Origin of the sequence: Burkholderia sp. 28_3 (assembly GCF_003253915.1) — a bacterium.
Taxonomy (GTDB): Bacteria; Pseudomonadota; Gammaproteobacteria; order Burkholderiales; family Burkholderiaceae; genus Burkholderia; species Burkholderia cenocepacia.
The window spans coordinates 188633-213860 of the sequence record NZ_QKZF01000003.1 but is presented as its reverse complement, the minus strand read 5'-3'; the positions used below and the strand labels follow the sequence as shown (position 1 = coordinate 213860).

Here is a 25228-nt window from a genome sequence, read left to right as displayed (position 1 = left end):
GGAAGCGGTCAGGAAGAAGGTTCAGGACAGTCGTGTCGCGCGCCGTTCGCGTTCGACGCGCGCGAGATCGGCCGCATAGCTCGCGCGTCCGATCGCGAACAGCACGGCCGCCGCGAGCGGCACGGCCGGAATCCATTGCAGTGCGCCGACGAGCCCGGCGCGATCGGCCGCCCACCCCGTCAGCAGTGGACCCGGCGCCATGCCAAGCAGGTTGTTCGCGAGCGTGAGCGTCGCGAACGCCGACGCGTGGATCGCGGCCGGCGTGAGGTTCGCGACCATCGCGCCCGATGCGCCGGACGCGCCCGCGCCGACCAGCATGCCCGCGCAGATCAGCGCGAGCTGCGGCGGCCCGGGCGGCAACCGGAACGCGACCGCCAGACACACGCCGGTGAGCACGCAATACGCGATCGCGGTCAGCCATTTGCGCGAGCCGTCGGCCCGGCCGACGCGGTCGGTGACGATGCCGCAGCCGACCATCCCGACGCCCGCGAGCAGCACGAAGCCGGCCGCAAGCACGGCCGCGCGGTCGGGCGCCATCGCGTAGTAGCGGTTCAGGTAGCTCGGCAGCCACGCGAACAGCGCGCCCGGCACGAACAGGTGCAGCCCGCTGCCGAGATACGCGCAGATCACCGAGCGCGACGCGAACAGTCCCGACATCAGCGCCCGCACGCTGCCGCGCAGATCGCGCGGCGCGTCGGCCTCGCGCCGGCACGGTTCGACGCGGTACGCGGCGAGCCGCCGCTCGGTCACGACGCAGCGGTACGCGACGAGCAGCACGATGCCGAGCGCGGCCATCACGCCGAACGACCAGCGCCAGCCGAGATGCGCGCCGACCAGCCCGCCGAGCGCCATCCCGAACACCGAACCGAATGCGCCGCCGGCCATGAATGCGCCGGTGAGCGTCGCGCGCAGCCGGGCCGGAAAGATGCTGAGGATCAGCGCGACGCCGACGCTGCCGTACGCGGCTTCGCCGAGCCCGACGAGGCCGCGCGCGACCAGCATTTCCGCGTAGCTGGTCGACAGCGCGCAGCCGAGCGTCGCGACGCTCCACAACGCGGCCATCAGCACGATGCTGCGCACGCGCCCGAAACGGTCGGCGAGCACCGACAGCGGAAACGTCAGCAGCCCGACCAGCAGCGCGACGACGCCGGACAGCGAACCGAGTTGCGTGTCCGACAGCGCCCATGCGTGCTTGAGCAGCGGAAACACCGCGTTGAGCACCTGCCGCGACATGTAGTCCGACAGCAGCAGCCCGACGGTCAGCCCGAACACGAGCCACGCATACGCAGGCGCGCGCCGCTCGGTGGCCGTCCGGTCCTGCAGCGACGGCTCGATGTGATGAATCAACATGCGTGTCTCCTCCGGCACCGGGGCGGCAATGCGCCGGCGCGGCTTGCGCGGCCCCGCTCCGTGTCCCGGAGCTTGCCCTCGCGCGTCGCGCGAGGATGGGTGCCGCGCCACCTCGATCGGCGGGCGGCGCTCGCGGCCGCCCGGGACGCTGCGCGTCAGGCCGCGCGCAGCGGCACGCTCACCTGGCCCGGCCGGCGGTTCGGCGCCATCCCGAGCTGCGCGAGCGTTTGGTCGACGCCGTCGTACTGCACGCCGATCCGGTAGATCGCCTTCGCCTCCTTGCCGGTCGCGATCTCGCGGCCGAGTTCGCGGGCGATCCGCACGCACTGCTCGACCTGCTGCACCGACGTCATCCGCTTGCCCTTCTGGTCGATGATCGTGTCCTCGATGCCGCAGCGCGGATGCAGGCCGAGCGCCATCGCGACCGTGTTGATCGGCAGTACGTTCTTCATCAGCGATTCGAGCGTGATGCAGGCGCCGTCCGGGCAGCGCCGCACGAATTCCATGAAGTTGTACGGATTCGGGCCGTCGAAGCCGCCGCCGATGCCGACCCACGTGACGTTCAGCGGGCCGCGATAGACGCCGCGCCGGATGATCCGTTCGAGCGTTTCGAGCGCATGCATGCCGGTCAGCTGGAAATGCGGCTGGATGCCGGCCGCCTGCAGGCGGCGCAGGTGTTCGTCGACCCAGCCGGGGCCGGCGGGCACCGTCATCTCGCGATAGGCGTCCCACAGCGCGGCCTCGTTCAGCGACGTGCCGGCGATGTCCTTGCGGCTCATCAACTCGGTGATGTTCATCTGCACGGTGTTGATCGCGACCGTCACCTGGTCGGGCTTCGGCGTCAGCTCGGCGAGCATGTGGCGCGTGTCGTCGGACAGCCATTTCGCTTCGGCGCCGTCGCCTTCCGGCGCGAACGAGATCGAGCCGCCGACCTGCAGGATCATGTCCGGCACCGCTTCGCGCAGCCGGCCGAGCAGTTCGTTGAATTTCGACAGCCGCTTGCTGCCCTTGCCGTCGAGTTCGCGCACGTGCAGGTGCAGCACGGTCGCGCCTGCGTTGTAGCAGTCGACGGCCTTCTGCACGTGCTCGTCCATCGTCACCGGAATGTCTTCCGGAAAATCGGCGGGCATCCATTCGGGGCCGTACGGCGCGACCGTGATGACCACCTTGTCCTGGTTTTCCGGGTGCAGCGAATCGTCGAGAAATTGCATGTCGTCCTCCAGTGGGAATCGTTGTGGTTCGGGCGTACGAGGCCGTACCGGCGTGCGTACCCCGCCACGCCGGGCGGCGAGCCCGGCGCGTCGTGTCTCGGGTGGCGAATCGGTCGGCGCGCGGTGGCGCTCAGAACGGCACGTCGCCGACGATGCCCGCGCGCTCCATCCGGCGCACGCACGGCGGGTAGTCCATCACCGCGTAATGCTGCGTGCTGCGGTTGTCCCAGATCGCGACGCTGTTCTTCTTCCAGCGCCAGCGCACCTGGTATTCGGGGATATAAGCCTGGCTGATCAGGTACTGCAGCAACTGGCCGGCGCCGGGGTTCGCGTCCTGCCCGTAGCGCACGCGCGCCGGCGTGTGGAAGTTCGTGAAATGCGTGGCGAACGCATTCACGTACAGCACCTTCTCGCCGGTTTCCGGATGCGTGCGCACGACCGGATGCTCGGCGTCCGGATACTGCGCCTTCAGCGCGAGGCGCTTGTCGACCGGCATCGCCGCGCCGAAGCTCGCCTCGATGCTGTGACGCGCGCGCAAGTCGGCGATCTGCTGCTTCACGTGGTCCGGCAGGCGCTCGTACGCGAGCACCATGTTCGCCCACATCGTGTCGCCGCCAACCGGCGGACCCTCGATACAGCGCAGCACGCAGCCGAACGGCGGCGCCACGCGCCAGCTCGCATCGCTGTGCCACGCATTCTCGTAGCGGTCGTTCGGCTGGTCGGGCGACTTGTAGATCCGCACGAGCCCGGGGTGCTCGGGATCGCTGCCGGCGACCGGATGATCCTCGAGCTCGCCGAAGCGCCGCGCGAACGCGACGTGCTCGGCGCGCGTGATGTCCTGGTCGCGCAGGAACAGCACGCGATGCCGCAGCAACTGCGCGCGGATCTCGGCGAACAGGCCGTCGTCGTGCACGGCGTCGGCGAGGCTCACGTCCAGCAGTTCCGCACCGATCGCGCAGGTCAGGGGTTCGACTCGCATGCGCGCCTCCTCAGACGATGAACACCGACGAGCCGGTCGTCTTGCGCGATTCGAGATCGCGGTGCGCGTGCGCGGCGTCCTGCAGCGCATAGCGCTGGTTGATCTCGATCCTGATGCGACCGGCCGCGACGTGCGCGAACAGTTCGCCGGCCAGGTCGTTCTTCTCGGCCGGATCGGCGATGTAGTCGGCCAGCGCCGGGCGCGTCAGGTACAGCGAGCCCTTCATCGCGAGACGCTGCGGATCGAACGGCGGGATCGGGCCCGACGCGGTGCCGACGCACACCATCAGCCCGCGCCGCTTCAGCGAATCGAGCGAGCCTTCGAAGGTGTCCTTGCCGACGCTGTCGAACACGACGTCGACACCGGCGCCGTCCGTCAGTTCGCGCACGCGCTTCGCGACGTCCTCGCGGCTGTAGTCGATCGTGTGGTCGCAGCCGTGCGCGCGGGCGATCGCGGCCTTGTGTTCGCTGGAGACGGTGCCGATCACGTTGAGCCCGAGCAGCTTCGCCCACTGCGACACGATCAGCCCGACGCCGCCGGCGGCCGCATGCAGCAGGATCGTGTCGCCCGGCGCGAACGCATGGATGCGGCGCAGCAGGTAGGCCGACGTGAGGCCGCGCATCGTCATCGCGGCAGCCGTTTCGCACGCGATGCCGGCCGGCAGCCGGACGAGCGGCGCGGCGGGGATCAACCGTTCGGTGCTGTACGCGCCCAGCGTGTTCAGGAAGCCCGTGTAGGTCACACGGTCGCCGACGGCGACGTTCGTCACGCCGGGGCCGACGGCCTCGACCACGCCGGCCGCCTCGACGCCGATGCCGGCCGGCAGCGGCACCGGATACAGGCCGCTGCGGAAATACGTGTCGGCGAAGTTCAGGCCGACCGCCTCGTGCCGCAGGCGTACCTGGCCGGCGCCCGGATCGCCGACGTCGACCGCCTCCCAGCGCAGCACGTCGGGGCCGCCGGTTTCGTGGAATCGCACTGCATGTGCCATCTTGTTCTCCGTCAATCGTCAGTCCGATGCGCGTCGCGCATCGGCGGGTTCGTTCGTGTCCGGCGGCGTCGCGGGTGCGTTGTCCGCCGGGGGTTCGTCCAGTCCGGTCCAGTCGGCGTCGCCGAGGTAGCGCCGCGCGGCCGGGAAAATCACGCCTTCGATTCGCCCCATCTGCTCGAACGCGCCGTGCGCATAGCGGGCCAGCGCGGCGTCGAACGCGGCCGACGGCAGCCCGTCTTCGGCGAGCCGCGCGAGCGCGCCGAGGGCGTGCGTGTCGCGCTGGCGCTGACGGTCGAGTTCGTCCAGTTCGGCCGCGACGCACTCCGCACGAACGCGCAATGCCGCGAAGAGCCGCGCTTCGGTGGCCGTGCCGAACCGGGCGTTCTGCAGCGCGGCGAGCGCAGCCAGCGCGCGCCGTGCGTCGGCCGCTTGCCGATGCGGCTCGTTCGTCGCGTCGCCAAGCGCCGCCAGCGCGTGCAGCAGCCCCCCGGCCATGCGATGCGCATCGAGGCAGCGCGCGATCACGCGCGCCGCGGCGGGCGCCCGCCGCGACGGGCAGACGAGCACCGGCACGCCGCTCGTCGCGAGCAACTGCCGTCGCTGCGCGCGGGCCACCGCATCGGCGTCGGGCGGCAGCGCCGCGACGCCGATCAGGTCGCAGCCGAGTTTGCCGGCCAGCACGCCCGGCGACGCGTCGCCGGCCCCCGGATGGCCGGCCCCCGGATGGCCGGCCCCCGCGATCCCATGGGACAGGCCCTGCGCCCGCGCGGCGGCTTCCACTTTCGCACCGTGTCCGGGCAGCCGCGCTCCGGATAAACGCGAGTCCGGCGTGGCGGCGGGCAGCACGAACGTGACCCGCGCGCCGACCGCGCGCGCCAGTTCGAGCGCGTCGCCGATCGCGTCGATGCCGCCGGGCGCGTCGTCGACCGTCACGAGCAGATGGCGGTACATCGTGTCGCTCCGCTCAGCCGGCGGTCGGCGCGCTACGCGTCGCGCCGGTCGATACGATCTTCATGGGTGCCCTCCTCGTGGCGTTCGTCATGCATCGGAACCCATGCTATCGACGCCGCGCCGGGGCGGCCCCACTCGTCGCGGGGGGGATTGACGCACGAACGCGGTTCGACCGATCCTTGCCGCACGCCCACCCCGGACGCTGGCCCGCACGGCCCCGCCGGACTCCACTGCTGCCCCGATGGCCCACCCACCCGATCGCGCCGACGCGCCCCCCACCGAACTGGTCCTGAAGACGACCGCGCCGCGCGTGCCGGCGCAGTTGCTCGCGCGCGCACGGCTGAGCCTCGCCGCGCCGGCGTTCGACGGCCGCCCGGTCACGCTGGTGCAGGCGCCGGCCGGTTACGGCAAGACCTCGCTGCTCGCGCAATGGCGCCGCGAAACCGTCGCGCTCGGCCGCGCGGTCGTGTGGCTGTCGGCCGACGAGCGCGACGACGCGCCGCGGCTGCTGCAGGGGCTCGTGCAGGCGGTGCGGACCGGCTGCGCGCGGCCCGGTTTCGGGCGGCTGATCCCGGCCGGCGCGGCGCGTGCGCTCGACGGCCTGACCGCGTGGCTGGCCGAGGTCGCGCAACTGTCGATGGAGGCGCTGCTGATCGTCGACGACGCGGAGCGGCTGCCGCCCGCCGGCCTCGACGCGCTCACCTACGTGCTGCACAACGCGCCGCAGAACCTGCATGTCGTCGTCGCCGCGCGACGCGGGCTCGGTCACGCGGCCGGCGACCTGCTCGCGGGCGGCCAATGCACGCTGGCGGGCGCCGACTGGCTGCGTTTCACGCTCGACGAGACGATCGCGCTGGTCGGCGCGCGCTTCGCGCAACGGGTGGATGCCGACGCGTGCGCGCGGCTGTTCGAGCGCGTCGACGGCTGGCCGCTCGGGCTGCAGCTCGCGATGGCCGCGATGGCGCGCTCGGCCGATCCGCGCCAGGCGGTCGACGCGCTCGCCCAACGGGTGGACGGCACGCGCGACCGGCTCGTCGAGCTGTTGCTCGCGAACCTGTCGGCCGACGACACCGCGTTCCTGACGCGCACGAGCGTCGCCGATCGGCTGCATCCGTCGCTGTGCGCGGCGTTGCTCGACGACGTGCACGCGCCCGAGCGCCTCGCGCGGCTCGCCCGCGACACGCCGCTGTTCACCGCGTCGGACGATTCGGACTGGTGCCGGCTGCACCCGCTCGTGCGCGACACGCTGCGCGATCGGCTGGCTGCGCGTCCCGACGCCGAGCGCAGCACGCTGCACGCCCGCGCGGCCGCCTGGCTCGACGCGCACGGGATGACCGAGGAAGCCGCGCGCCACGCGTACGTGGCCGGCCAGTTCGAGACCGCGTACGCGCTCGCGCAGCGCTGCCTCGAGGATGCGATCAAGCAGGGCCGCATCAACGACGTGCTCGACTGGCTCGCGCTGCTGCCCGATACGGAGCTCGACAAGCGCCCGACGCTGCGGATCGCGGTCGCGTGGGCGCTGGCGCTCGGCGAGCGCCATGTCGAGGCGCAACGTCAGATCGCGGGCATCCTGGCCGACGACGGCACGCCGGCCGCGATGCGCTACGAATGCGCGCTGATCCTCAGTGCGGCCGCGTATTACGCCGACGAGATCGACCGCTTCGTCGCGCTGTTCGAGCCGTGGGCCGACTTCACGCCGCCGGCGGCGACGTGGCTCGCGCAAATGCACGCGAACCGGCTGTCGGCGCGCGCGATCATCGTCGGCGAACCGGCGCAGGCGCGCCGGTTCCAGCAGGCGGCGCCACGCGGCGAGACGGCGGCCGGGTTCGGCTACGTCGCGCGCTGGGGCGAGCTGATCACCGGCCTGAGCTACCTGCGCGAAGGCCAGATCCGGCTCGCGGACGACGTGCTGTCGCCGGCGCTGGCGCGCGCGGAAGCCGATCTCGGGCGGCGCCATCCGCTGACCTGCATGCTCGCGGCGATGTGCGCGGCGCTCGCGTACGAGGCCGATCGCGTCGACCAGGCCGCCGCGTTGCTCGCGAACCGGCTCGACGTGCTCGAACACGCGGGCACGCCCGACACCGTGCTGCTCGGCTATCGCACGGCCGCGCGCATCGCGTTGCTGCGCGGCGTCGAGCATCGCGCGATCGATTTGCTGGAGGCGCTCGACGCGATGGGCGTTGCCCGCCGGCTGCCGCGCCTGTCGGTCGCGAGCCTTGCCGAGCAGGTGCGCATTCACGCGGCGCGTTACCGCGAGGCAACCTGCCATGCGCTGGTCGAGCGGATCGACACGATCGCCGCGGTTGAATTTCCGGCGCACGGGCCGCTGTGGCGGCGCCCCGTCGTGCTGCTGCAGGCGAGCGCGCATGCGTACGCGGCGCTCGCCGCGCGCCGCTGGGACGACGCCTGTGCGGCGCTCGACGAAGCCGCCGTGCTGGCCCGCGAAATGAGCATGGGCCGCGAGCGCATCGAGATCATGGCGCTCAGCGCGTTCGCGCTCGAACAGTCGGGGCGCGGCGGCCGTGCGCTGCTCGACGAGGCGATGAACCTCGCGGACATGTTCGGGCTCACGCGCACGCTCGCCGACGCGCATCCGGCCGTCGCCGACTGGGCGCGCCGCGCCGGCGACGAGGCGGCCGCCGGCGACGGCCCCGCGCGGCACGCGCTGCCGCAGCCGCGCATCGTGCCGCCGGCCCCGCGCGGCGCGGCGAGCCCGCGCGCGGTGCCGAGCGTCGTGCTGACGCCGAAGGAGCGCGCGATCCTCGAGCTGCTCGCGCGCAACCTGTCGAACAAGGAGATCGCGGTCGCGCTCGCCGTCGGCGAGGAAACCGTGAAATGGCACCTGAAGAACCTGTTCGGCAAGCTGGACGCCAGCTCGCGCAAGCATGCGGTGCGCCGCGCGCTGGTGCTCGGGCTGCTCGAAAGCGCGCCCTGATGCCGGCCTGAACCCGTCACCCGCGGCTGCGCAGTCGCCTGTCCATCCCCTTTCGATTCTCCGCAACCCTGCCCCCCGCGCATGGGGGGGAGCGGCCGCCCGTCGTTGCGTAGTCTTTCCGCACGGCTCGCGGCGGCGCGCATGTCGCGCGTTCCCGCCTGCCCCGCTGCTTCCCCGCTTCACCCGGCCGGGCTCGATCCCGTCCGGTCCATGACGATTCTGGAGACTTCGATGAAGACGAAACTGGCCGCGCTCGCGGCGCTTGCCGGCTGTTCGACGCTCGCGCACGCGCAATCCTCCGTCACGCTGTACGGCGTGATCGACACGGGCCTGCTGTACCAGAGCACGTCGGCCGCGTCGTTCAGCCCGAGCGCGCCGAACACCGGCAAGGTGTTCCGCATGAAGGACGGCGGCATCTATTCGAGCTTCTGGGGCATCCGGGGCAGCGAGGACATCGGCGGCGGCTACAAGATCAACTTCAAGCTGCAGGGTTCGTTCGACAGCAGTACCGGCAAGCTGCAGCTGAGCGACACGCCGGGCGCCGTCGCGATCTTCAACCAGGTCGCGTCGCTCGGCGTGTCGGGCCCGTTCGGCACGTTCACGGCCGGCCGCCAGATCGTGCCGATGATCTACGCGATGGCCGACACCGACGTGCGCAATGCGCAGTTCTTCGGCAGCGTGCTGACCGCGTGGCTCGGCCTGAACACGGCCGCCGGCTGGCCGGGCACGAGCACCAACGGCGCGATCGGCGCGCTGTACGACAGCAATGCGCTCGTCTACCAGTCGCCGACGTTCGCGGGTGCGTCGATCGCGCTCGAATACGCGCCGGGCGGCGTCGCCGGGCAGTTTCAGGGCGGCACGCGCGAATCGGTCGTGCTCAGGTATGCGAACGACGGGCTGAACCTGTCGGCCGTCTACTACAACGGTCACGACACGAATCCGGCGCCGGGCGTCGCGCCGACCGGCGTCGACAACAATCGCTTCGTCTACGCCGGCGCGAAATACACGATCCGCGATTTCTCGGTGTCGGCGTCGTACGGCAACGGCAGGAATCCGTCGCATGCGGACAAGGTGAACCTCGACATGCTGTCGGCCGGCGTCGGCTATCGCTTCACGCCCGCGTTGCAGGTCACGTCCGCCGTGTACTACCTGAAGGATCGCAACCGTTCCGAAAACCGCTCGACGGCGGTCGTGCTCGCGGCCGACTACAGCTTGTCGAAACGGACGATGGTCTATGCGCAGGTCGGCCACGTGAACAATCGCGGCACGATGGACCAGATGCTCGTGTACGGGCAGCCGGTCGCACCGGGCGTCGGCACCACGGCCGCGATGGTCGGGCTGCGGCACAACTTCTGACGGCGCCGGGCGAGGCGGCACCGGGCGCGCGTGGTCGAGCCCTGCATCGATTCCGCGGATCGGCTACAGTGGGCGTTTTTCGGCGCGCTCCGGCCCGCCGCCGCGCCGTGGAACGTGTTCGGGCGCGGCAGCGCAACGCTGCGCGGATCATCCACTTCGACGAGCGAACCTTCATGCCCGACCTGTCCGCCTTCCCGATCACGAAAAAATGGCCGGCCCAGCATCCCGACCGTCTCCAGCTCTATTCGCTGCCGACGCCGAACGGCGTCAAGGTGTCGATCATGCTCGAGGAAACCGGCCTGCCGTACGAGCCGCACCTCGTGCGCTTCGACACGAACGACCAGTTTTCGCCCGAATTCCTGTCGCTGAACCCGAACAACAAGATTCCCGCGATCATCGATCCGAACGGCCCCGACGGCCAGCCGCTGCCGCTGTTCGAATCGGGCGCGATCCTGATCTATCTCGCGGACAAGACGGGTCAGCTGATCCCGAAGGATCTCGCGGGCCGCTACGAGACGATCCAGTGGGTGATGTTCCAGATGGGCGGCATCGGGCCGATGTTCGGCCAGGTCGGCTTCTTCCACAAGTTCGCCGGCCGCGATTATGAGGACAAGCGCCCGCGCCAGCGCTACGTCGACGAGTCGAAGCGCCTGCTCGGCGTGCTCGACGCGCATCTCGCGAACCGCCAGTGGGTGATGGGCGATACCTACACGATCGCCGACATCGCGATCTTCCCGTGGGTGCGCAATCTGGTCGGTTTCTATGAGGCGGGCGATCTGGTCGGGTTCAGCGAATTCCGGAACGTCAAGCGGGTGCTCGACGCGTTCGTTGCGCGGCCGGCAGTGGAGCGCGGGCTCAATATTCCGGCGCGCGGCTGAGCAAGCGGGCCGCCGTGTGCGGCCTGCCGTCGGCTCGGGCCCGCCGCGTTACGCGGCGGGCTTTTTTTGCCCGCGTGGTGCGCCGGCGTCACGCGTCCGCCGCTGCGCCTTTCAGCCCCGCCAGCAACTTCCCCAGCAGTTCCGACAACTGCACCTGTTCCGCCTCCGACAGCGCCGCCAGCAGCGCACGCTGGTTGTCGATGTGCGCAACAACCGCTTCATCGATCAGCGCCCGCCCGGCATCCGTCAGCGCGACGAGCGTGCCGCGCCCGTCGGCCGGGTTCGGCCGGCGCTCGACCCAACCCGCCTTCTGCAGCCGATCGATGCGCGCGGTCATCCCGCCCGACGACATCATCAACGCGTCGTACAGCGCGGTCGGCGTCAGCGCGAAAGGCGCACCGCTGCGCCGCAGCGTCGCGAGCACGTCGAATTCGCCCGGCTGCATGCCGTAGCGCGCGAACAGCGGATTGAGACGGTCGCGCGCGATCACGAGCGCGGCTTCCTGCAACCGCCCCATCACCACCATCGACGTTGCGTCGAGGTCCGGACGCTCGGCGCGCCATTGCGCGAGCGCATGCTCGGCTCGATCCATTAACCCTCCTCGGCTTGCCAGTTATCTTGACGTCGAGATAAATCGGCGTTTATCTTGATGTCGAGATACTTTACCTGAAAAACGCGCGGCGCCTCGCTGGCAGCCGCGTACCGATAGAGAGGGCCTTGCAATGAATCGCTTCACTTCCCCCGGATGGCGGCTCGCCGCGATCGTGCTCGTCGGGATGAACCTGCGGCCGGCGCTCGCCGCGGTCGGCCCGTTGCTCGACATGATCCAGCGCGCGACGGGGATCGGCGACGGCGCGGCCAGCCTGCTGACGACGATCCCGATCCTGCTGATGGGGCTCGGCGCACTGAGCGCGCGGCGCCTGCAGCGCCTCACCGGGATCGCGGGCGGCGTGTGGCTCGGTGTCGCGTTGATCGGGCTGGCTTGCGCGTCGCGCGTCGGTGCGCAGCATGCGTGGCTGCTGCTCGCGAGTGCGTGCTGCGCGGGCGTCGGGATCGCGATGGTGCAGGCGCTGTTGCCCGGCTTCGTGAAGGCGCATTTCGCAACCCGTATCGGCGGGGCGATGGGTGTCTACTCGACGTCGATCATGGGCGGTGCGGTGCTCGCGAGCGTCATCGCACCATTTGCCGCGGCGCGCTGGGGCTGGCTCGCCGCGCTTGCAGGCTGGGCGTTGCCGGCGGCGCTCGCCGCGCTGGCCTGGCCGCTGGCCAGCCGCGATGGCGACGCGCTTGCCGCCGGGCCGGCGTCGGTATCGAATGCGCGGCCGTCGCGTTCGCCGCGCGCATGGCGGCTCGCGCTGTTCTTCGGCATCGCGACCGGCGCATACACGCTGGTGCTCGCGTGGCTGCCGCCGTACTACATGCGGCTCGGCTGGTCGCCGACCGCGGCCGGCAGCCTGCTCGGCGGCGTGACGCTCGCGGAAGTCGTCGCGGGGCTGACGATTTCCGCGACGATCGACCGTCTGCCCGATCGCCGGCCCGCGCTGCATGCGGCGATCGCGTCGCTGTTCGTCGGGTTGCTGGTGATGCTGGCCGCACCGGAAGCGCTCGCATTGCCGGCCGCGCTGCTCCTCGGCGCGGGAATCGGCGCGCTGTTTCCGCTGTCGCTGATCGTCACGGTCGACCATGCGGCGACGCCGGCCGATGCCGCGTCGCTGACGGGGTTCGTGCAGGGTATCGGTTACTTGATCGCCGGCTTGTTCCCGTTCGCGGCCGGCATCGTGCGCCAGCATCTCGCCGACCTGACACCCGCATGGATGGCGATGGCGTGCCTCTGTGTCGTGCTGTTCGTGCTCGCGGCCGGGTTCGCGCCGAAACGGGTGCGGCAGATGGCGCGAGCCTGAGCGACATCGCGGACCAGCGGCGCGGGTGTCTGCATGCCCGGTGTCGTCCCGGTCATGCTCGCTCGCGCACCGGCAATATCCTCGCGGCCCGTCCAGATACTCGGCTCCACGGCGCTGGCGTGTTCAGCCTGCGCTCGCGTACAGCGTCGAATCCGCGAACCCTTCGGCGTCGAGCACGCGCCCGATCAGGATCAGCGCGGTGCGCTCGATCTGCGTGCCCTGCACCTTGCCGACGATGTCGGCCAGCGTGCCCGTCACGCGCGCCTCGTCGGGCCAGCTCGCGCGATAGATCACCGCCACCGGGCAATCGGCGCCGTAATGCGGCAGCACTTCGTCGACGATGCGCGCGAGATGGCGCACGCCGAGATGGATCGCGAGCGTCGCGCGGTGCGCGGCCAGCCCGCCGAGCGCTTCGCCTTCCGGCAGTGTCGTCTTGCCCGCGAAGCGCGTGAGGATCACCGTCTGCGCGATGCCGGGCAGCGTCAGCTCGACGCCGAGCGTCGCCGCGCACGCGGCCGTGGCCGTCACGCCCGGCACGATTTCGTACGGAATCCCGAGCGCTTTCAGGCGGCGGATCTGCTCGCCGATCGCGCCGTACAGCGACGGGTCGCCCGAATGCACGCGCGCGACGTCCTGCCCGTTCGCGTGCGCGGCGGCGAGCAGCGCGACGATCGCGTCGAGGTCGAGCTCGGCCGTGTTGACGACCTGCTCCGCGCGATGACCGTCGAGCACGGCAGCCGGCACGAGCGAGCCCGCGTACAGGATCACCGGGCACGTGCGCACGAGGCGCTGGCCCTTCACCGTGATCAGCTCCGGGTCGCCGGGGCCCGCGCCGATGAAATACACCGTCATCGAAATTTCTCCGTCAATTCGTTGAGTGGCCGCTGCGTCGCGTCACGCGCGCGCGGCCGGATCGAGCGCGTCGATGAGCGCTCGGACCGAGTCGAACGCGCGGTCGGCATCGGGCAGCGGCGGCCGGCGCAGCATCACGACCGGCAGCCCGCGTTCGCGCGCGACGTCGAGCTTGGCCTCGGTGGCCGCGCCGCCGCTGTTCTTGCTGACGACGACGTCGATGCCCGCCAGCGCGAACAGCGCGCGTTCGCCGTCGAGCGTGAACGGCCCGCGCGCGGCGACGACCTGCGCACGGGCGTTGCCGGGATGCGCGTCGAGGCAGCGGACGAGCCAGAACTGGTGTGGCGGGATCGCATCGAGATGCGCGAGCGGTTCGCGTCCGAGCGTGAACAGCGGGCGCCGGAACGGCGCGAGCGCGGCCTCGATGCCGGCCCAGTCGTCGACCATCCGCCAGTCGTCGCCCGGCTGCGGCGTCCACGGCGCGCGGCGCAGCGCCCACAGCGGCACGCCCGCGTCGCGCGTCGCCGCCGCGGCGTTCGCGCTGATTTGCGCGGCATACGGATGCGTGGCGTCGATCACGAGGCCGATGCCGGCGTCGCGCAGATACGTGGTGAGCCCGGCTGCGCCGCCGAACCCGCCGACGCGCACGTCGCAGCGCAGATCGTCGGGCGTCTTGCCGAGGCCGGCGAGACTGTAGACATGATGCGGGCCGAGCGCGCGCGCGATTTTCAGCGCGTCGCCAGTGCCGCCGAGCAGCAGGATGCGCGCGCTCATCGCGCCGCCCCGACAAAGCGGCCCTGCCGGTCGATCGCGAACATCTCGACCGCGACCGACGGCGGCACGATGTCGCGCGCCACCTGCAACGCATGCGCGCAGACCAGATCGCCGAGCGGCACGGCGTCGGCCTGCGCGAGTTTCAACGCTTCCTGGCTCGTGTTCGCCGCGCGCATCGCGGCCTGCAGCGCGTCGCTCGCACCGGCTTCGGCCGCCCACTGCGCGAGCAGCGGCAGGTCGATGCTCGAATGGCGGCTGTGCAGATCGAGATGGCCGGCCGCGAGCTTGCTCAGCTTGCCGAAGCCGCCACACATCGACAGGCGCGCGACCGGCGCGCGCCGCAGATGCTTGAGCACCGCGCCCGCGAAATCGCCCATCTCGATCAGCGCCATGTCGGGCAGCTGGTAGTGCGCGCGCATCGCGTCCTCGCTCGCGTTGCCCGTGCAGGCCGCGATGTGCGCGATGCCGTTCGCGCGCGCGACGTCGATGCCCTGATGAATCGACGCGATATAGGCCGAACACGAGAACGGCCGCACGATGCCGGTCGTGCCGAGGATCGACAGCCCGCCGACGATGCCCAGCCGCGGGTTCATCGTCTTCAGCGCGAGCACCTCGCCGCCTTCGACGCCGATCGTCACGTCGAAGCCGCCCGCGTAGCCGTGCTCGGCCGCAAGCGCCTCCAGGTGCGTGGTCATCATCTGGCGCGGCACCGGATTGATCGCCGGTTCGCCGACCGGCAGCGTCAGCCCCGCGCGCGTGACCGTGCCGACGCCCGGCCCGGCATGAAAGCGCACGCCGGGCGCCGCCGCGAGCGCGACGCGCGCGAAGATCAGCGCGCCATGCGTGACGTCCGGATCGTCGCCGGCATCCTTGATCGTGCCGGCTTCGGCGCCGTCGGCGGTCGTGCGGCAGAACTCGAGCCGCATCATCACGCGCTGACCCTTCGGCAGCACGATCTCGACCGCGTCGTCCGCGTGACCCGTGAGCAGCAGCCGCGCGGCCGCGAGCGACGTCGCGGTCGCGCAACTGCCGGTCGTGTAGCCGAAGCGCAGCGGCGCGGGCTGTTCGGGGGTTTCGTCGCGCATCACGCGTCCATTGGGTTCGACGGATGCGACGCGCCGGCCACGGCAGCCGCATCCGCGGCATCGGGCTTGCGCGCGTCGTACAGCGTGACCGGCAGCGGCTGCCGCCACGTGTCGAAGCGGCCGAGCGGTTCGGCATGCGCGAACGATACGCGCGTAAGCGTGCCGCCGTGCACATCGCGCCAGGCGGCGAGCGCCATCTCGCCCTGCAGCGTGACCGCGTTCGCGACCAGCCGCCCGCCGGGTTTCAGCGACGCCCAGCACGCGTCGAGCACGCCGGGCGCCGTCGCGCCGCCGCCGATGAAGATCGCATCGGGCGCGGCGAGCCCCGCAAGCGCTGCAGGCGCACGGCCCGCGACGAGTTGCAGGCCCGGCACGCCGAGCGTATCGCGGTTGTGTTCGATGAAGCGTTGACGCTCGGCATGCGCTTCGATCGCGATCGCCTGGCAGGATGGATGCGCGCGCATCCATTCGATGCCGATCGAGCCGCTGCCGGCGCCGACGTCCCACAGCAGTTCGCCGGGCGCGGGCGCGAGGCGGCCGAGCGTCATCGCGCGCAGGTCGCGCTTGGTGAGCTGGCCGTCGTGGCGGTACGCATCGTCGGGCAGGCCGGGCGTGAGCGCGCGGCGCGGTGCGTCGGGGCCCGCCTGGCAGTCGAGTGCGACGAGATTGAGCGCGGCGGTTTCGTCGACGTGCCAGTCTTGCGCGAGGCCATCGATCCGTCGCTCGAGCGGGCCGCCGAGGTGTTCGAACACGCTGATGCGCGTCGGCCCGAAGCCGCGCGCGGCGAGTTCGGCCGCGACGGCGGCCGGCGTGCGGCCGTCGGCGCTCAGCACGAACAGGCGCCGGCCCGGCAGCAGGTGGCGGGCCAGCGTCGCGAGCGGACGCCCGACCAGCGAGACCGCGCCGACGTCCTGCAGCGCCCAGCCGAGGCGCGCCGCGGCGAGCGACAGCGACGACGGCGCGGGCAGCACGCGCCATTCGTCGGGAGAAAGCTGGCGGGCGAGCGTCGCGCCGACGCCGAACAGCATCGGGTCGCCGCTCGCGAGCACGCACACCGGCGCGCCGCGGCGCGCGAGCAGCCCCGACAGGTCGAACGGCGACGGCCATGCTTCGCGCGTCGCGCGCAGTCGCGCGGGCAGCATGTCGAGCTGCCGCTTCGCGCCGACCACGTGCGCCGCATCGAGCAGCGCGCGCCGCGCGTGGCGTCCGAGCCCCGCGTAACCGTCGTCGCCGATGCCCACTACCGTCAGCCACGCCGTCATGCACCCTTCCCCATCGTTCGATTCCATCGTGTCGCCGCGCGGCCGTGAAAGCGCCGGTGCAGCCGTCCGCGTTGCAAAAAACGGCATGGTACCGTGTTCCACCCCGCGTTTCACCTGCCCGCCCGCGCGCGCGGCCGTTGCCCGCTTCGCTCGCCGCGAACCGCCAGCCGGTCGCGAATCGCGACCGAAATCGGGTATCCTACGGCCGTTCGTTCGCCGGTGCCCTTCGGGGCCGAAGAGGGAACACAGGGCGCCCCGCGCGCCGCTGTGGCTGCCCCCGCAACTGTAGACAGCGAGCCGATCTCCCTCCTCATGCCACTGGTTTCACCGGGAAGGCCGGGAGTCGGCGCCGACCTGTCAGCCAGGAGACCTGCCGGCCAGAAAGTGCGTGCGTGCCAGTCGGCGTCGGGCGGGGTGTACCGATGCGTTGGCCGCGGCGCCACACTGTTCCGGTATCCCGTTGAGTTCCGCCCCCGATTCGATTCCTGCGTCGCCCGTCGTGCGCCCGTCGGCCTGCCCGGGGCTCGTGCGCGTGGTCGCGGCCGCCGACGGCGGGTTGTGCCGGATCAAGCTGCCTGGCGGCCGGCTCGACGCGCGCCAGGCGCGTGCGATCGCCGCCGCCGCGCGCCGGTACGGTTCCGGCGCGATCGATGCGACCAATCGTGCGAATCTCCAGTTGCGCGGCATTCGCGACGGCGCGGCCGATGCGTTGACCCACGCGCTGCTCGAAGCGGGGCTCGGCCCGCGCGCAAACGCCGACGACACCGCCGCCGAGGCGGCCGCGCTCGCGGCGAGCGACGACGTCCGCAACGTGCTGCTCAGCCCGCTCGCCGGGCACGACCCGACCGCGCTCGTCGATAGCCACGCGCTCGCCGTGCCGCTGCTCGACATGCTGGCGAACGAGCCGCGCCGCGGCGAACTGTCGCCGAAATTCTCGATCCAGCTCGATGGTGGCGAAGCGGTCGCGGCGCTCGATCATCCGCACGACATCTGGCTCGCCGCGTGGCGCCGTGCCGACGGCGCGGTACGTCTCGCGGCGGGGCTGGCCGGCTGTCCGCCGGTGGCGCCCGGCGACCGGCCCGCGTCGGTCGACGTGTCGCCCGATCAGGGCGTCGCGCTGGTGCGCGCGCTGCTGCGCGCGTTCCTCGATCTCGCGCCGGCCGACGTCACGCGGATGCGCGCGTTGCTCGCGACGTGCAGCGAACGCACGCTGTTCGAACGCGCCCGGCGCTACCTGCCCTTTCCGCTCGCGGCCGATCCGGCGCTTGCCGGCTGGCGGCGCACGCATGCCGACCCGGCGTTGCGTTTCGGCGCGCAGCCGTCGCGCGACGCGGCCCGCTGCAGCGTCGGCGCGCAATTCGCGCTCGGGCGGCTCGACACGGCGCAACTGGAACGGCTCGCCGCGCTGGCCGAAGCCGACGGCGACGGCACGCTGTCGATGACGCCGTGGCAAGGCGTGTTCATGCACGGCGTGCCGAACGAACGTGCGGTGGCAATGCGCGAAGCACTCAAGTCGCTCGGCCTCGTAGGCGCGGCGTCCGAGCCGCTGGCGGCGCTCGTCGCCTGTACCGGCAGCGCGGGCTGCGCGAAAGCGCACGCCGACACGAAACACGACGCACTCGCGCTCGCCGCGCGCATCGGCCGGCCGCTCGACGTGCACCTGACCGGCTGCGCGCGCCACTGCGCGCTGCCGCATCCCGCGACGCATACGCTCGTCGCGGTGGCGCCCGCGCACTACGACCTTTACCGGCGCGACGCGGCCGCGGGCCTCGGCGCCCCGCTCGCGCGCCATCTGACGATTGACCAGGCCGCGGTCCGACTCATGGACGCGCGGCACAGCCAGGACACCACCGATGCTTGACTATATTCGCGACGGGCAGGAAATCTACCGCCAGTCGTTCGCGACGATCCGCGCCGAGGCCGACCTGTCGCAGGTTCCGCCCGATCTCGAGAAACTCGCGGTGCGCGTGATCCACGCGTGCGGGATGGTCGACGTCGTGTACGACCTGCGCTTCTCGGCCGGCGCCGGCACGGCCGGCCGCACGGCGCTCGCGGCCGGTGCGCCGATCCTGTGCGACGCGAGGATGGTCGCCGAAGGCATCACGCGCGCGCGGCTGCCCGCGGCCAACCGCGTGATCTGCACGCTCGGTGAGCCGGAGGTGCCCGAGCTCGCGCGCCGGCTCGGCAACACGCGTTCGGCCGCCGCGCTCGAACTGTGGCGCCCGCATCTCGCGGGCAGCGTCGTCGTGATCGGCAATGCGCCGACCGCGCTGTTCCACCTGCTCGACATGATCGACGCCGGCGCGCCGCGCCCCGCGCTGATCCTCGGTTTCCCGGTCGGCTTCATCGGCGCGGCTGAATCGAAGGCGATGCTCGACGCCGACAGCCGCGGCGTGCCGTACGTCGCGCTGCTCGGCCGGCGCGGCGGCAGCGCGATGGCGGCCGCCGCGGTCAATGCGCTTGCAACGGAGGTCGAATGACGACCGCGCGCGGACGGCTGTTCGGGGTGGGCGTCGGCCCCGGCGATCCCGAGCTGATGACGATCAAGGCGCTGCGCGTGCTGCAGGCCGCGCCCGTGGTCGCGTATTTCGTCGCGAAGGGCAAGAAAGGCAACGCGTACGGCATCGTCGAAGCGCACCTGCTCGACGGGCAGACGCAACTGCCGCTGGTCTACCCGGTGACGACCGAGGCGCTGCCGCCGCCGCTCTGCTACGAGACGGTGATCGCCGATTTCTACGACACCGCGGCCGAGATCGTCGCGGCGCACCTCGATGCGGGCCGCGACGTCGCGGTGATCTGCGAAGGCGACCCGTTCTTCTACGGCTCGTACATGTACCTGCACGACCGCCTCGCGCCGCGTTACGACACCGAGGTGATCCCCGGCGTGTGCGCGATGCTCGGCGGCACGGCCGTGCTCGGCCAGCCGCTCGTCTATCGCAACCAGAGCCTGTCGGTGCTGTCGGGCGTGCTGCCCGAGCATGAACTGCGCGAGCGGCTCGCGCGGGCCGACGCGGCCGTCGTGATGAAGCTCGGCCGCAATTTCGACAAGGTGCGACGCGTGCTCGACGAACTCGGGCTTGCGAAGCGCGCGCGGTACGTCGAGCGCGCGACGATGGCCAACCAGCGCATCGTACCGCTCGACGAGGTCGATCCGATGGCGTCGCCGTATTTCTCGCTGCTCGTCGTGCCGGGGGAAAAATGGCAAGGATGATGACGCCGCCCGCGATCGTGATCCTCGGCGCGGGCGCGCTCGATACCGCGCGGCGGATCCAGGCGCGTTACCCGGGCGCCCGTGTGCACGGTCTCGCGTCGCGCGTCGACACCGACGTGCCGTTCGACGAGCTCGGCGCGCACCTGCGCGAACTCTATGCACGCGGCTTGCCGATCGTCGCGCTGTGCGCGGCCGGCATCGTGATCCGCTGCCTCGCGCCCGCGCTTGCCGACAAGGGCGTCGAGCCGCCGGTGCTCGCGGTCGCGGAGGACGGCTCGGCCGTCGTGCCGCTGCTCGGCGGGCTGACGGGCGTCAACGTGATCGCGCGCGAGATCGCCGAATGCGTCGGTGTCGCGCCGGCGATCACGACGAGCGGCGAACTGCGCTTCGGCGCGTGCGTGCTCAATCCGCCGGAAGGCTATGCGCTCGCCGATCTCGCGCAGGGCAAGCGCTTCGTGTCCGACCTGCTCGCGGGCGCGTCGACGCGCATCGACGGCGCGGCGCCGTGGCTCGACGACGTCGCGCTGCCCCGTGATGCCGCGGCCGCGCACGCGATTCGCGTGACGCCCGATGCGTGGCGCGGCGCGCGCGACGAGCTTGTGATTCATCCGCGCAGCGTGGTGGTCGGTGTTGCCGCGGATGCCGTGCATGCAGGCGAAGCGCTTGCTGCGCGCATCGACGCCATGCTCGACGCACAGGGCCTCGCGCGGCTGGCGCTCGCGGCCATCGTCGCGCCGGCGTCGGCGATCGGCGACGCCGCGCTGGAAGCCGCGGCGAGCACGCTCGACGTGCCGCTGCGTTTCGTCGATAGCGATCGCGACGGCAACGCGGCAGCCGACGCCGCCACGCTGCTCGGTCGTGCGTTGCGCGTCGCACATACGCTTCGTGGCGAATCGCACGGTCTCGCGTGCGCGGTCGCATCGCATCCGGTCGACCCGGCCACGCTCGGCCGCGCACGCGGCCGCCTGACGGTGCTCGGCCTCGGCCCGGGCGCCGCCGCGTGGCTCACGCCGGCCGCGCGCGCGGCGCTCGCGGACGCGACCGACATTCTCGGCTATACGACCTACGTGAACATGGCCGGCCCGTTTCGGGCGGACCAGCGCGTGCACGGCACCGACAATCGCGAGGAAATGCAGCGCGCGCGCCATGCGTTCGAACTGGCGGCCGAGGGCCGGCGCGTCGCGGTCGTGTCGTCGGGCGACCCGGGCGTGTTCGCGATGGCCGCGGCCGTGCTCGAAGCGCTCGACGAAGCGCGCGACCCGCAATGGGCCGCGGTCGACCTGCGCGTGGAGCCCGGCATCTCGGCGTCGCTCGCGACGGCCGCGCAGGCCGGCGCACCGCTCGGCCACGACTTCTGCGCGATCTCGCTGTCGGACAACCTGAAGCCGTGGGACGTGATCGAGACGCGCCTGCAACACGCGGCGCAAGCCGATCTCGTGATGGCGTTCTACAACCCGATTTCGCGCGCGCGGCCGTGGCAGCTCGACCGTGCGCTCGACATCGTGCGCGCGCATCGCGCGGCCGATACGGTGGTCGTGCTCGGCCGCGACATCGGGCGGCCGGGCGCGACGCTTGCGACGACGACCCTCGGCGCACTGCGCAGCGACCAGGTCGACATGCGCACGATGGTGATCGTCGGCTCGTCGACGACGCGGCGCTTCGCGATCGGCAACGCACGCGAATGGGTCTACACGCCGCGCTGGTATCGCTGAACGTCGCGGCGCGCGTACCGAATCCGGCGGCGCTCGCGTGAATGCGCATGCATGCGAGCCGCTGACCGGCGCGTCGCCGGTTCGCTGGAACCGGTCCATGCACGCGCTGCCTCCCGGTCAGCCGGAAAAAGTGCCCGCTCCGCGTTTCGCAACGCGACCGAATCGGCAAGATCGTTACGTATCGGGAATCGAATAACAAAAAGAAGAACACCTAAATTCCCTATTCGACACGAATCCTCCAAGATAGGCACGCCGCCGACGGGACACGTGCCTGTCCCGCCGGCGGCGATACGCAGGCCAGCGTATCCCTCTTCCACTTGGAGAACACAGAATGAACAACAATGTGTTGCCGCGTTTCGTTCCGCGTGCGTTTGCCGCGGGTTGTCTGCTCGCGATGGCGAGCGTGTCGCACGGTGCCGGCGTCTATGCACCCTATGTCGACGTGACGCTCTATCCGACACCGCTGGTCGACCAGATCGGCGTGCGCCAGGGCATCCAGCAGTTCACGCTCGCATTCGTGGTCGCGGGCAACGGCTGCGTGCCGTCGTGGGGCGGTGTCCAGCCGATCGGCAACGGCGCGAGCGGCGGCCTGCTGACCGCGCTGTCCACGTCGATCGCGAGCTATCGCGCGAAAGGCGGCGAAGTCGCCGTGTCGTTCGGCGGCGCGAACGGCACGCCGCTGATGCAGGCATGCTCGACGGTCCCCGCGCTGAAGAGCGCGTACCAGACGGTGATCGACACGTACGGCCTCACGCACATCGACTTCGACATCGAGGGCGCGTCGCAGCAGGACACGGCTGCGGTCGCGCGCAACTTCCAGGCGGTCGCGCAGCTGCAGGCCGACTACGCGGCGAAGGGCAAGCCGCTGCACGTGACGCTGACGCTGCCGACGATGCCGACCGGGCTCACGCAGGACGGCGTGAACGTCGTCAACGCGGCCATCGCGAACAAGGCCACGTTCGATGCGGTCAACGTGATGGCGATGGATTACGGCCCCGCGAACCTCGATATGGGCGCCGCCGCGATCAGCGCCGCGCAGGCGCTCTACTCGCAGCTCGACACGGCGTTCAAGTCGGCCGGGCAGCCGAAGACCAATGCGCAGCTGTGGCAGATGGTCGGCGTGACGCCGATGATCGGCGTGAACGACGTGCAAGGCGAAACGTTCACGCTCGCGAATGCGCAGACCGTGCTGAACGCGGCAATCGCGAACGGCTGCGGCTTCTTCGGCAACTGGTCGGTCGGCCGCGATCAGGCGTGCCCGTCCGGCGGCACGTATGCGTCGCCGACCTGCTCGGGCGTCGCACAGCAACCGTACGCGTTCGCGACGATCTTCAAGAAGCTCGACGGCAAGTGGGGCGCGGGCGTCACGCAGGACCCGAACTACGGCGGCGGTTCGGACGGCGGCACGCCGCAGCCGGGCGCACCGTGGGCGGCCGGCCAGGTCTATACGGCCGGCGCGACGGTCACCTACCAGGGCACGACGTATCAGGCGCAGTGGTGGACGCAGGGCGACGTGCCCGGCCAGGCGGCCGTGTGGAAGCCGGTCGGCGGCGGCACGCCCGCGTGGTCGGCGACGACCGCCTACCAGGGCGGCACGTGCGTGACGTACCAGGGCGCGAAGTATTGCGCGAAATGGTGGACGCAGGGCGACAACCCGAGCGCGGGCGGCGTGTGGGTGAAGTCGTGACGCTGCGACGCGCTCGCGCGTGACGCGCGGCGGGCCGTTTCCGGCGTGTCAGCACCGAACGCCGGCGACGGCCCGCTGCCTGCGCCGTCGCACGCCGCGGCCCTACCCGCGCGCGTGCTCGGCCAGCAGCCGCGCCTTCGCGTCGACGAGCAGCGCCGCATGCGTGTCGCGATGCTGGCGAATCCGCTCGGTCGGCCCGACGACCGACAGCCCGTACCAGTCGCCGTCGAGCATCAGCGCCACCGCGATCGCCGACAGTTCGGGCGCGCTCTCGCCGAAGTTCTCGGCCCAGCCGAGTTCGCGAAACCGCGCGGTCTGCGCGACGAGCGCCGGCAGGTCGGCCACCGTCGCGTCGGTGAAGCGCTCGAACGGCAGTTGCCCGCCGAGCGCCTGCTGCGCGTCGCCCGCGAGTTCCGCGAAGATCGCCTTGCCGATCGAGTTCGCGTGCAGCGGCCGCAGCTCGCCCGGCTGGCGCGTATAGCGGATCGCCTGCTCCGATTCGACGACGTCGAGATACGTGACCGACGCGCCCTGGATCTTGCCGAGCACGGCGGTTTCGCGGCTCGCGTCGCGCAGTGCGACGAGGTGCGGATGCACGATGTCGACGACCGGATCGGGCGCGTCGATCGCCGCGGCGATCGTCTGCAGGCGCCGCGTCGGATAGTAGCCACCGCGCTTGCGCACTTCGTACAGGTAGCCGCGGCTCACGAGCGTGCGCGCCATCGCGAGGCAGCTCGACGCCGGCACGTTGAGCAGGCGCGCGAGTTCGGTGAGCGGCAGCGGCCGCCGTTCGGCGGCGAACAGCTCGAACAGGTCGAGCGTGCGGGCAACGAGTTTGACGTCCATGACGAGCGCTTGATTCGGAACGGGAAACCGCGCGCCGGGCGGGCCGCCGGGTCGCTACGGTCAGTACGACTTCGGCAGCCCGAGCACCTTCTCCGCGATGTAGCACAGGATCAGTTGCGGACTCACGGGCGCGAGCCTCGGAATCATACACTCGCGCAGGTAGCGCTCGACATGGTATTCCTTCGCGTACCCCATCCCGCCGTGCGTCGCGATTGCCGTCTGGCAGGCCTGGAACGCGGCTTCCGCGCCGAGGTATTTCGCCGCGTTCGCCTCCGCGCCGCACGCCTGGCCCGCGTCGTAGCGCGTCGCGGCCTTCATCACCATCAGCCACGCGGCCTCGAGCTGCATCCACGCCTGCGCGAGCGGATGCTGGATCGACTGGTTCTGCCCGATCGGCCGACCGAACACCACGCGCTCGCACGCATACTGCGTCGCGCGGCGCAGCGCGGCCTGCCCGAGCCCGATCGCCTCCGCGGCGATCAGGATGCGTTCCGGGTTCAGCCCGTGCAGCAGATAGCGAAAGCCGTCGCCTTCGTTGCCGATCAGGTCGTCGCGCGACACGCGCAGGTTGTCGATGAACAGCATGTTCGAATCGACCGCCTTGCGGCCCATCTTCTCGATCTCGCGCACTTCGACGCGCGAACGGTCGAGGTCGGTATAGAACAGGCTCAGCCCGTCGGTCGGCTTCGCGACCTGGTCGAGCGGCGTCGTGCGCGCGATGATCAGCATCTTGTTCGCGACCTGCGCGGTCGAGATCCAGATCTTGCGCCCGCTCAGCACGTAGTGATCGCCGTCGCGGCGCGCCTGCGTGCTCAGGTGCGTGGTGTCGAGCCCGGCGTCGGGTTCGGTCACCGCGAAGCACGCCTTGTCGTGCCCGGCGATCAGCGGCGGCAGGAAGCGCGTCTTCTGCGCGTCGTTGCCGAACACCTGCACCGGGTTCAGCCCGAAGATGTTCATGTGAACGGCCGACGCGCCGGACAGGCCGGCGCCCGACGCGCTGATCGTGCGCATCATCAGCGCCGCCTCGGTCATCCCGAGCCCGGCGCCGCCGTAGGCCGGGTCCATTGCGATGCCGAGCCAGCCGGCCTCGGCGAGCGCCGCGTGGAAATCGGCCGGAAATCCGCCCGCGCGATCGCGTTCGAGCCAGTAGTCGTCGCCGAAGCGCTCGCAGATTTTCTCGATCGCGCTTTCGATCGCGCGCTGGTCGTCGGTCAGGTCGAACTGCATGGACTGCTCTCCCGGGAAGC

The 25228-nt window shown here is 71.3% G+C and carries 21 protein-coding genes and 1 riboswitch; of the genes, 9 read left to right on the top strand and 12 right to left on the bottom strand.

Annotated features, from left to right (window positions below; genetic code table 11):
- Positions 1–21: 21 nt before the first annotated feature.
- The 5 genes from DFS13_RS08950 to DFS13_RS08930 form a co-directional block, all read right to left on the bottom strand.
- Positions 22–1350, bottom strand: a complete 1329-nt coding sequence (locus tag DFS13_RS08950) for an MFS transporter (RefSeq protein WP_069352067.1) — start codon at positions 1348–1350, stop codon at positions 22–24.
- Positions 1351–1505: 155 nt separating this feature from the next.
- On the bottom strand, positions 1506–2561 hold the full coding sequence (locus DFS13_RS08945) for a 3-keto-5-aminohexanoate cleavage protein (RefSeq protein ID WP_062884523.1): 1056 nt from the start codon (positions 2559–2561) through the stop codon (positions 1506–1508).
- Positions 2562–2691: 130 nt separating this feature from the next.
- Complete coding sequence (locus DFS13_RS08940) at positions 2692–3540, bottom strand: TauD/TfdA family dioxygenase (protein WP_006490883.1); 849 nt, start codon at positions 3538–3540, stop codon at positions 2692–2694.
- A 10-nt stretch (positions 3541–3550) separates the two neighbouring features.
- A complete protein-coding gene (locus tag DFS13_RS08935; protein ID WP_006490884.1) occupies positions 3551–4531 on the bottom strand; it encodes a quinone oxidoreductase in 981 nt (326 codons plus the stop codon).
- Positions 4532–4549: 18 nt separating this feature from the next.
- A complete protein-coding gene (locus DFS13_RS08930) occupies positions 4550–5482 on the bottom strand; it encodes a universal stress protein (RefSeq protein WP_111441653.1) in 933 nt (310 codons plus the stop codon).
- A gap of 241 nt (positions 5483–5723) precedes the next feature.
- Between DFS13_RS08930 and DFS13_RS08925 the strand changes: the two genes are divergently transcribed.
- From DFS13_RS08925 to DFS13_RS08915, 3 genes are all read left to right on the top strand, one after another.
- Positions 5724–8417: a LuxR C-terminal-related transcriptional regulator gene (locus tag DFS13_RS08925; RefSeq protein WP_109341327.1), complete on the top strand. Its 2694-nt coding sequence runs from the start codon at positions 5724–5726 to the stop codon at positions 8415–8417.
- A 231-nt stretch (positions 8418–8648) separates the two neighbouring features.
- On the top strand, positions 8649–9773 hold the full coding sequence (locus tag DFS13_RS08920; RefSeq protein WP_111441715.1) for a porin: 1125 nt from the start codon (positions 8649–8651) through the stop codon (positions 9771–9773).
- A gap of 173 nt (positions 9774–9946) precedes the next feature.
- Positions 9947–10651 (top strand): glutathione S-transferase N-terminal domain-containing protein, encoded by a 705-nt coding sequence (locus DFS13_RS08915; protein ID WP_034201775.1) that lies wholly within the window; start codon positions 9947–9949, stop codon positions 10649–10651.
- An 88-nt stretch (positions 10652–10739) separates the two neighbouring features.
- On the opposite strand, the gene DFS13_RS08910 is transcribed toward DFS13_RS08915, so the two are convergent.
- Positions 10740–11243 (bottom strand): MarR family winged helix-turn-helix transcriptional regulator, encoded by a 504-nt coding sequence (locus DFS13_RS08910; protein ID WP_006496425.1) that lies wholly within the window; start codon positions 11241–11243, stop codon positions 10740–10742.
- A 130-nt stretch (positions 11244–11373) separates the two neighbouring features.
- On the opposite strand from DFS13_RS08910, the gene DFS13_RS08905 reads away from it, so the two are divergent.
- Positions 11374–12552, top strand: coding sequence for an MFS transporter (locus DFS13_RS08905; RefSeq protein WP_111441652.1), 1179 nt, complete (start codon positions 11374–11376; stop codon positions 12550–12552).
- A gap of 123 nt (positions 12553–12675) precedes the next feature.
- Here the strand turns inward: DFS13_RS08905 and cobM are convergent, their stop codons facing one another.
- Genes cobM through DFS13_RS08885 form a run of 4 tightly spaced genes read right to left on the bottom strand, consistent with a single transcriptional unit; the run spans position 12676 to position 16525 of the window.
- Positions 12676–13404 (bottom strand): precorrin-4 C(11)-methyltransferase, encoded by a 729-nt coding sequence (gene cobM / locus DFS13_RS08900; protein ID WP_058901464.1) that lies wholly within the window; start codon positions 13402–13404, stop codon positions 12676–12678.
- A 42-nt stretch (positions 13405–13446) separates the two neighbouring features.
- Positions 13447–14178: a cobalt-precorrin-6A reductase gene (locus DFS13_RS08895; RefSeq protein ID WP_111441651.1), complete on the bottom strand. Its 732-nt coding sequence runs from the start codon at positions 14176–14178 to the stop codon at positions 13447–13449.
- Entirely contained in the window at positions 14175–15263 is a 1089-nt protein-coding gene (locus tag DFS13_RS08890; RefSeq protein ID WP_077190184.1) for a cobalt-precorrin-5B (C(1))-methyltransferase, read from the bottom strand. Before DFS13_RS08890 ends, DFS13_RS08895 begins: the two co-directional genes overlap by 4 nt.
- On the bottom strand, positions 15263–16525 hold the full coding sequence (locus DFS13_RS08885; RefSeq protein WP_034201779.1) for a bifunctional cobalt-precorrin-7 (C(5))-methyltransferase/cobalt-precorrin-6B (C(15))-methyltransferase: 1263 nt from the start codon (positions 16523–16525) through the stop codon (positions 15263–15265). The genes DFS13_RS08890 and DFS13_RS08885 overlap by 1 nt, the downstream gene beginning before the upstream one ends.
- 200 nt (positions 16526–16725) lie before the next feature.
- A riboswitch (cobalamin riboswitch) is annotated at positions 16726–16918 on the top strand.
- Positions 16919–17024: 106 nt separating this feature from the next.
- Here DFS13_RS08885 and cobG point away from each other — a divergent pair.
- The 5 genes from cobG to DFS13_RS08860 all read left to right on the top strand — a co-directional run bounded on the left by cobG (position 17025) and on the right by DFS13_RS08860 (position 23135).
- The gene (cobG, locus tag DFS13_RS08880) at positions 17025–18386 is read left to right on the top strand and encodes a precorrin-3B synthase (protein WP_181461610.1); all 1362 of its coding nucleotides are present in this window, start codon (positions 17025–17027) and stop codon (positions 18384–18386) included.
- Positions 18379–19005, top strand: coding sequence for a precorrin-8X methylmutase (locus tag DFS13_RS08875; RefSeq protein ID WP_006491059.1), 627 nt, complete (start codon positions 18379–18381; stop codon positions 19003–19005). Before cobG ends, DFS13_RS08875 begins: the two co-directional genes overlap by 8 nt.
- Positions 19002–19736, top strand: coding sequence for a precorrin-2 C(20)-methyltransferase (locus DFS13_RS08870; protein WP_048986541.1), 735 nt, complete (start codon positions 19002–19004; stop codon positions 19734–19736). Before DFS13_RS08875 ends, DFS13_RS08870 begins: the two co-directional genes overlap by 4 nt.
- Positions 19733–21448, top strand: a complete 1716-nt coding sequence (gene cobJ, locus DFS13_RS08865) for a precorrin-3B C(17)-methyltransferase (protein WP_111441649.1) — start codon at positions 19733–19735, stop codon at positions 21446–21448. Before DFS13_RS08870 ends, cobJ begins: the two co-directional genes overlap by 4 nt.
- Before the next feature lie 331 nt (positions 21449–21779).
- Entirely contained in the window at positions 21780–23135 is a 1356-nt protein-coding gene (locus tag DFS13_RS08860; protein ID WP_111441648.1) for a chitinase, read from the top strand.
- Between the two features lie 102 nt (positions 23136–23237).
- On the opposite strand, the gene DFS13_RS08855 is transcribed toward DFS13_RS08860, so the two are convergent.
- Entirely contained in the window at positions 23238–23981 is a 744-nt protein-coding gene (locus DFS13_RS08855; RefSeq protein WP_006496436.1) for an IclR family transcriptional regulator, read from the bottom strand.
- A gap of 60 nt (positions 23982–24041) precedes the next feature.
- Positions 24042–25208: an acyl-CoA dehydrogenase family protein gene (locus tag DFS13_RS08850; protein ID WP_006482987.1), complete on the bottom strand. Its 1167-nt coding sequence runs from the start codon at positions 25206–25208 to the stop codon at positions 24042–24044.
- Positions 25209–25228 lie beyond the last annotated feature (20 nt).

Excerpts from the sequence above, each read along its gene's own strand:
- DFS13_RS08945 (WP_062884523.1), bottom strand. The coding sequence starts at position 2,561 with ATGCAATTTCTCGACGATTCGCTGCACCCGGAAAACCAGGACAAGGTG.
- DFS13_RS08920 (WP_111441715.1), top strand. The coding sequence starts at position 8,649 with ATGAAGACGAAACTGGCCGCGCTCGCGGCGCTTGCCGGCTGTTCGACG.
- DFS13_RS08875 (WP_006491059.1), top strand. The coding sequence starts at position 18,379 with ATGCTTGACTATATTCGCGACGGGCAGGAAATCTACCGCCAGTCGTTC.
- DFS13_RS08885 (WP_034201779.1), bottom strand. The coding sequence starts at position 16,525 with ATGACGGCGTGGCTGACGGTAGTGGGCATCGGCGACGACGGTTACGCG.
- DFS13_RS08935 (WP_006490884.1), bottom strand. The coding sequence starts at position 4,531 with ATGGCACATGCAGTGCGATTCCACGAAACCGGCGGCCCCGACGTGCTG.
- DFS13_RS08860 (WP_111441648.1), top strand. The coding sequence starts at position 21,780 with ATGAACAACAATGTGTTGCCGCGTTTCGTTCCGCGTGCGTTTGCCGCG.
- cobM (WP_058901464.1), bottom strand. The coding sequence starts at position 13,404 with ATGACGGTGTATTTCATCGGCGCGGGCCCCGGCGACCCGGAGCTGATC.
- DFS13_RS08925 (WP_109341327.1), top strand. The coding sequence starts at position 5,724 with ATGGCCCACCCACCCGATCGCGCCGACGCGCCCCCCACCGAACTGGTC.
- DFS13_RS08910 (WP_006496425.1), bottom strand. The coding sequence starts at position 11,243 with ATGGATCGAGCCGAGCATGCGCTCGCGCAATGGCGCGCCGAGCGTCCG.
- DFS13_RS08870 (WP_048986541.1), top strand. The coding sequence starts at position 19,002 with ATGACGACCGCGCGCGGACGGCTGTTCGGGGTGGGCGTCGGCCCCGGC.
- DFS13_RS08930 (WP_111441653.1), bottom strand. The coding sequence starts at position 5,482 with ATGTACCGCCATCTGCTCGTGACGGTCGACGACGCGCCCGGCGGCATC.
- DFS13_RS08895 (WP_111441651.1), bottom strand. The coding sequence starts at position 14,178 with ATGAGCGCGCGCATCCTGCTGCTCGGCGGCACTGGCGACGCGCTGAAA.
- DFS13_RS08915 (WP_034201775.1), top strand. The coding sequence starts at position 9,947 with ATGCCCGACCTGTCCGCCTTCCCGATCACGAAAAAATGGCCGGCCCAG.
- cobJ (WP_111441649.1), top strand. The coding sequence starts at position 19,733 with ATGATGACGCCGCCCGCGATCGTGATCCTCGGCGCGGGCGCGCTCGAT.
- DFS13_RS08855 (WP_006496436.1), bottom strand. The coding sequence starts at position 23,981 with ATGGACGTCAAACTCGTTGCCCGCACGCTCGACCTGTTCGAGCTGTTC.
- DFS13_RS08950 (WP_069352067.1), bottom strand. The coding sequence starts at position 1,350 with ATGTTGATTCATCACATCGAGCCGTCGCTGCAGGACCGGACGGCCACC.
- DFS13_RS08890 (WP_077190184.1), bottom strand. The coding sequence starts at position 15,263 with ATGCGCGACGAAACCCCCGAACAGCCCGCGCCGCTGCGCTTCGGCTAC.
- DFS13_RS08940 (WP_006490883.1), bottom strand. The coding sequence starts at position 3,540 with ATGCGAGTCGAACCCCTGACCTGCGCGATCGGTGCGGAACTGCTGGAC.
- DFS13_RS08905 (WP_111441652.1), top strand. The coding sequence starts at position 11,374 with ATGAATCGCTTCACTTCCCCCGGATGGCGGCTCGCCGCGATCGTGCTC.
- DFS13_RS08850 (WP_006482987.1), bottom strand. The coding sequence starts at position 25,208 with ATGCAGTTCGACCTGACCGACGACCAGCGCGCGATCGAAAGCGCGATC.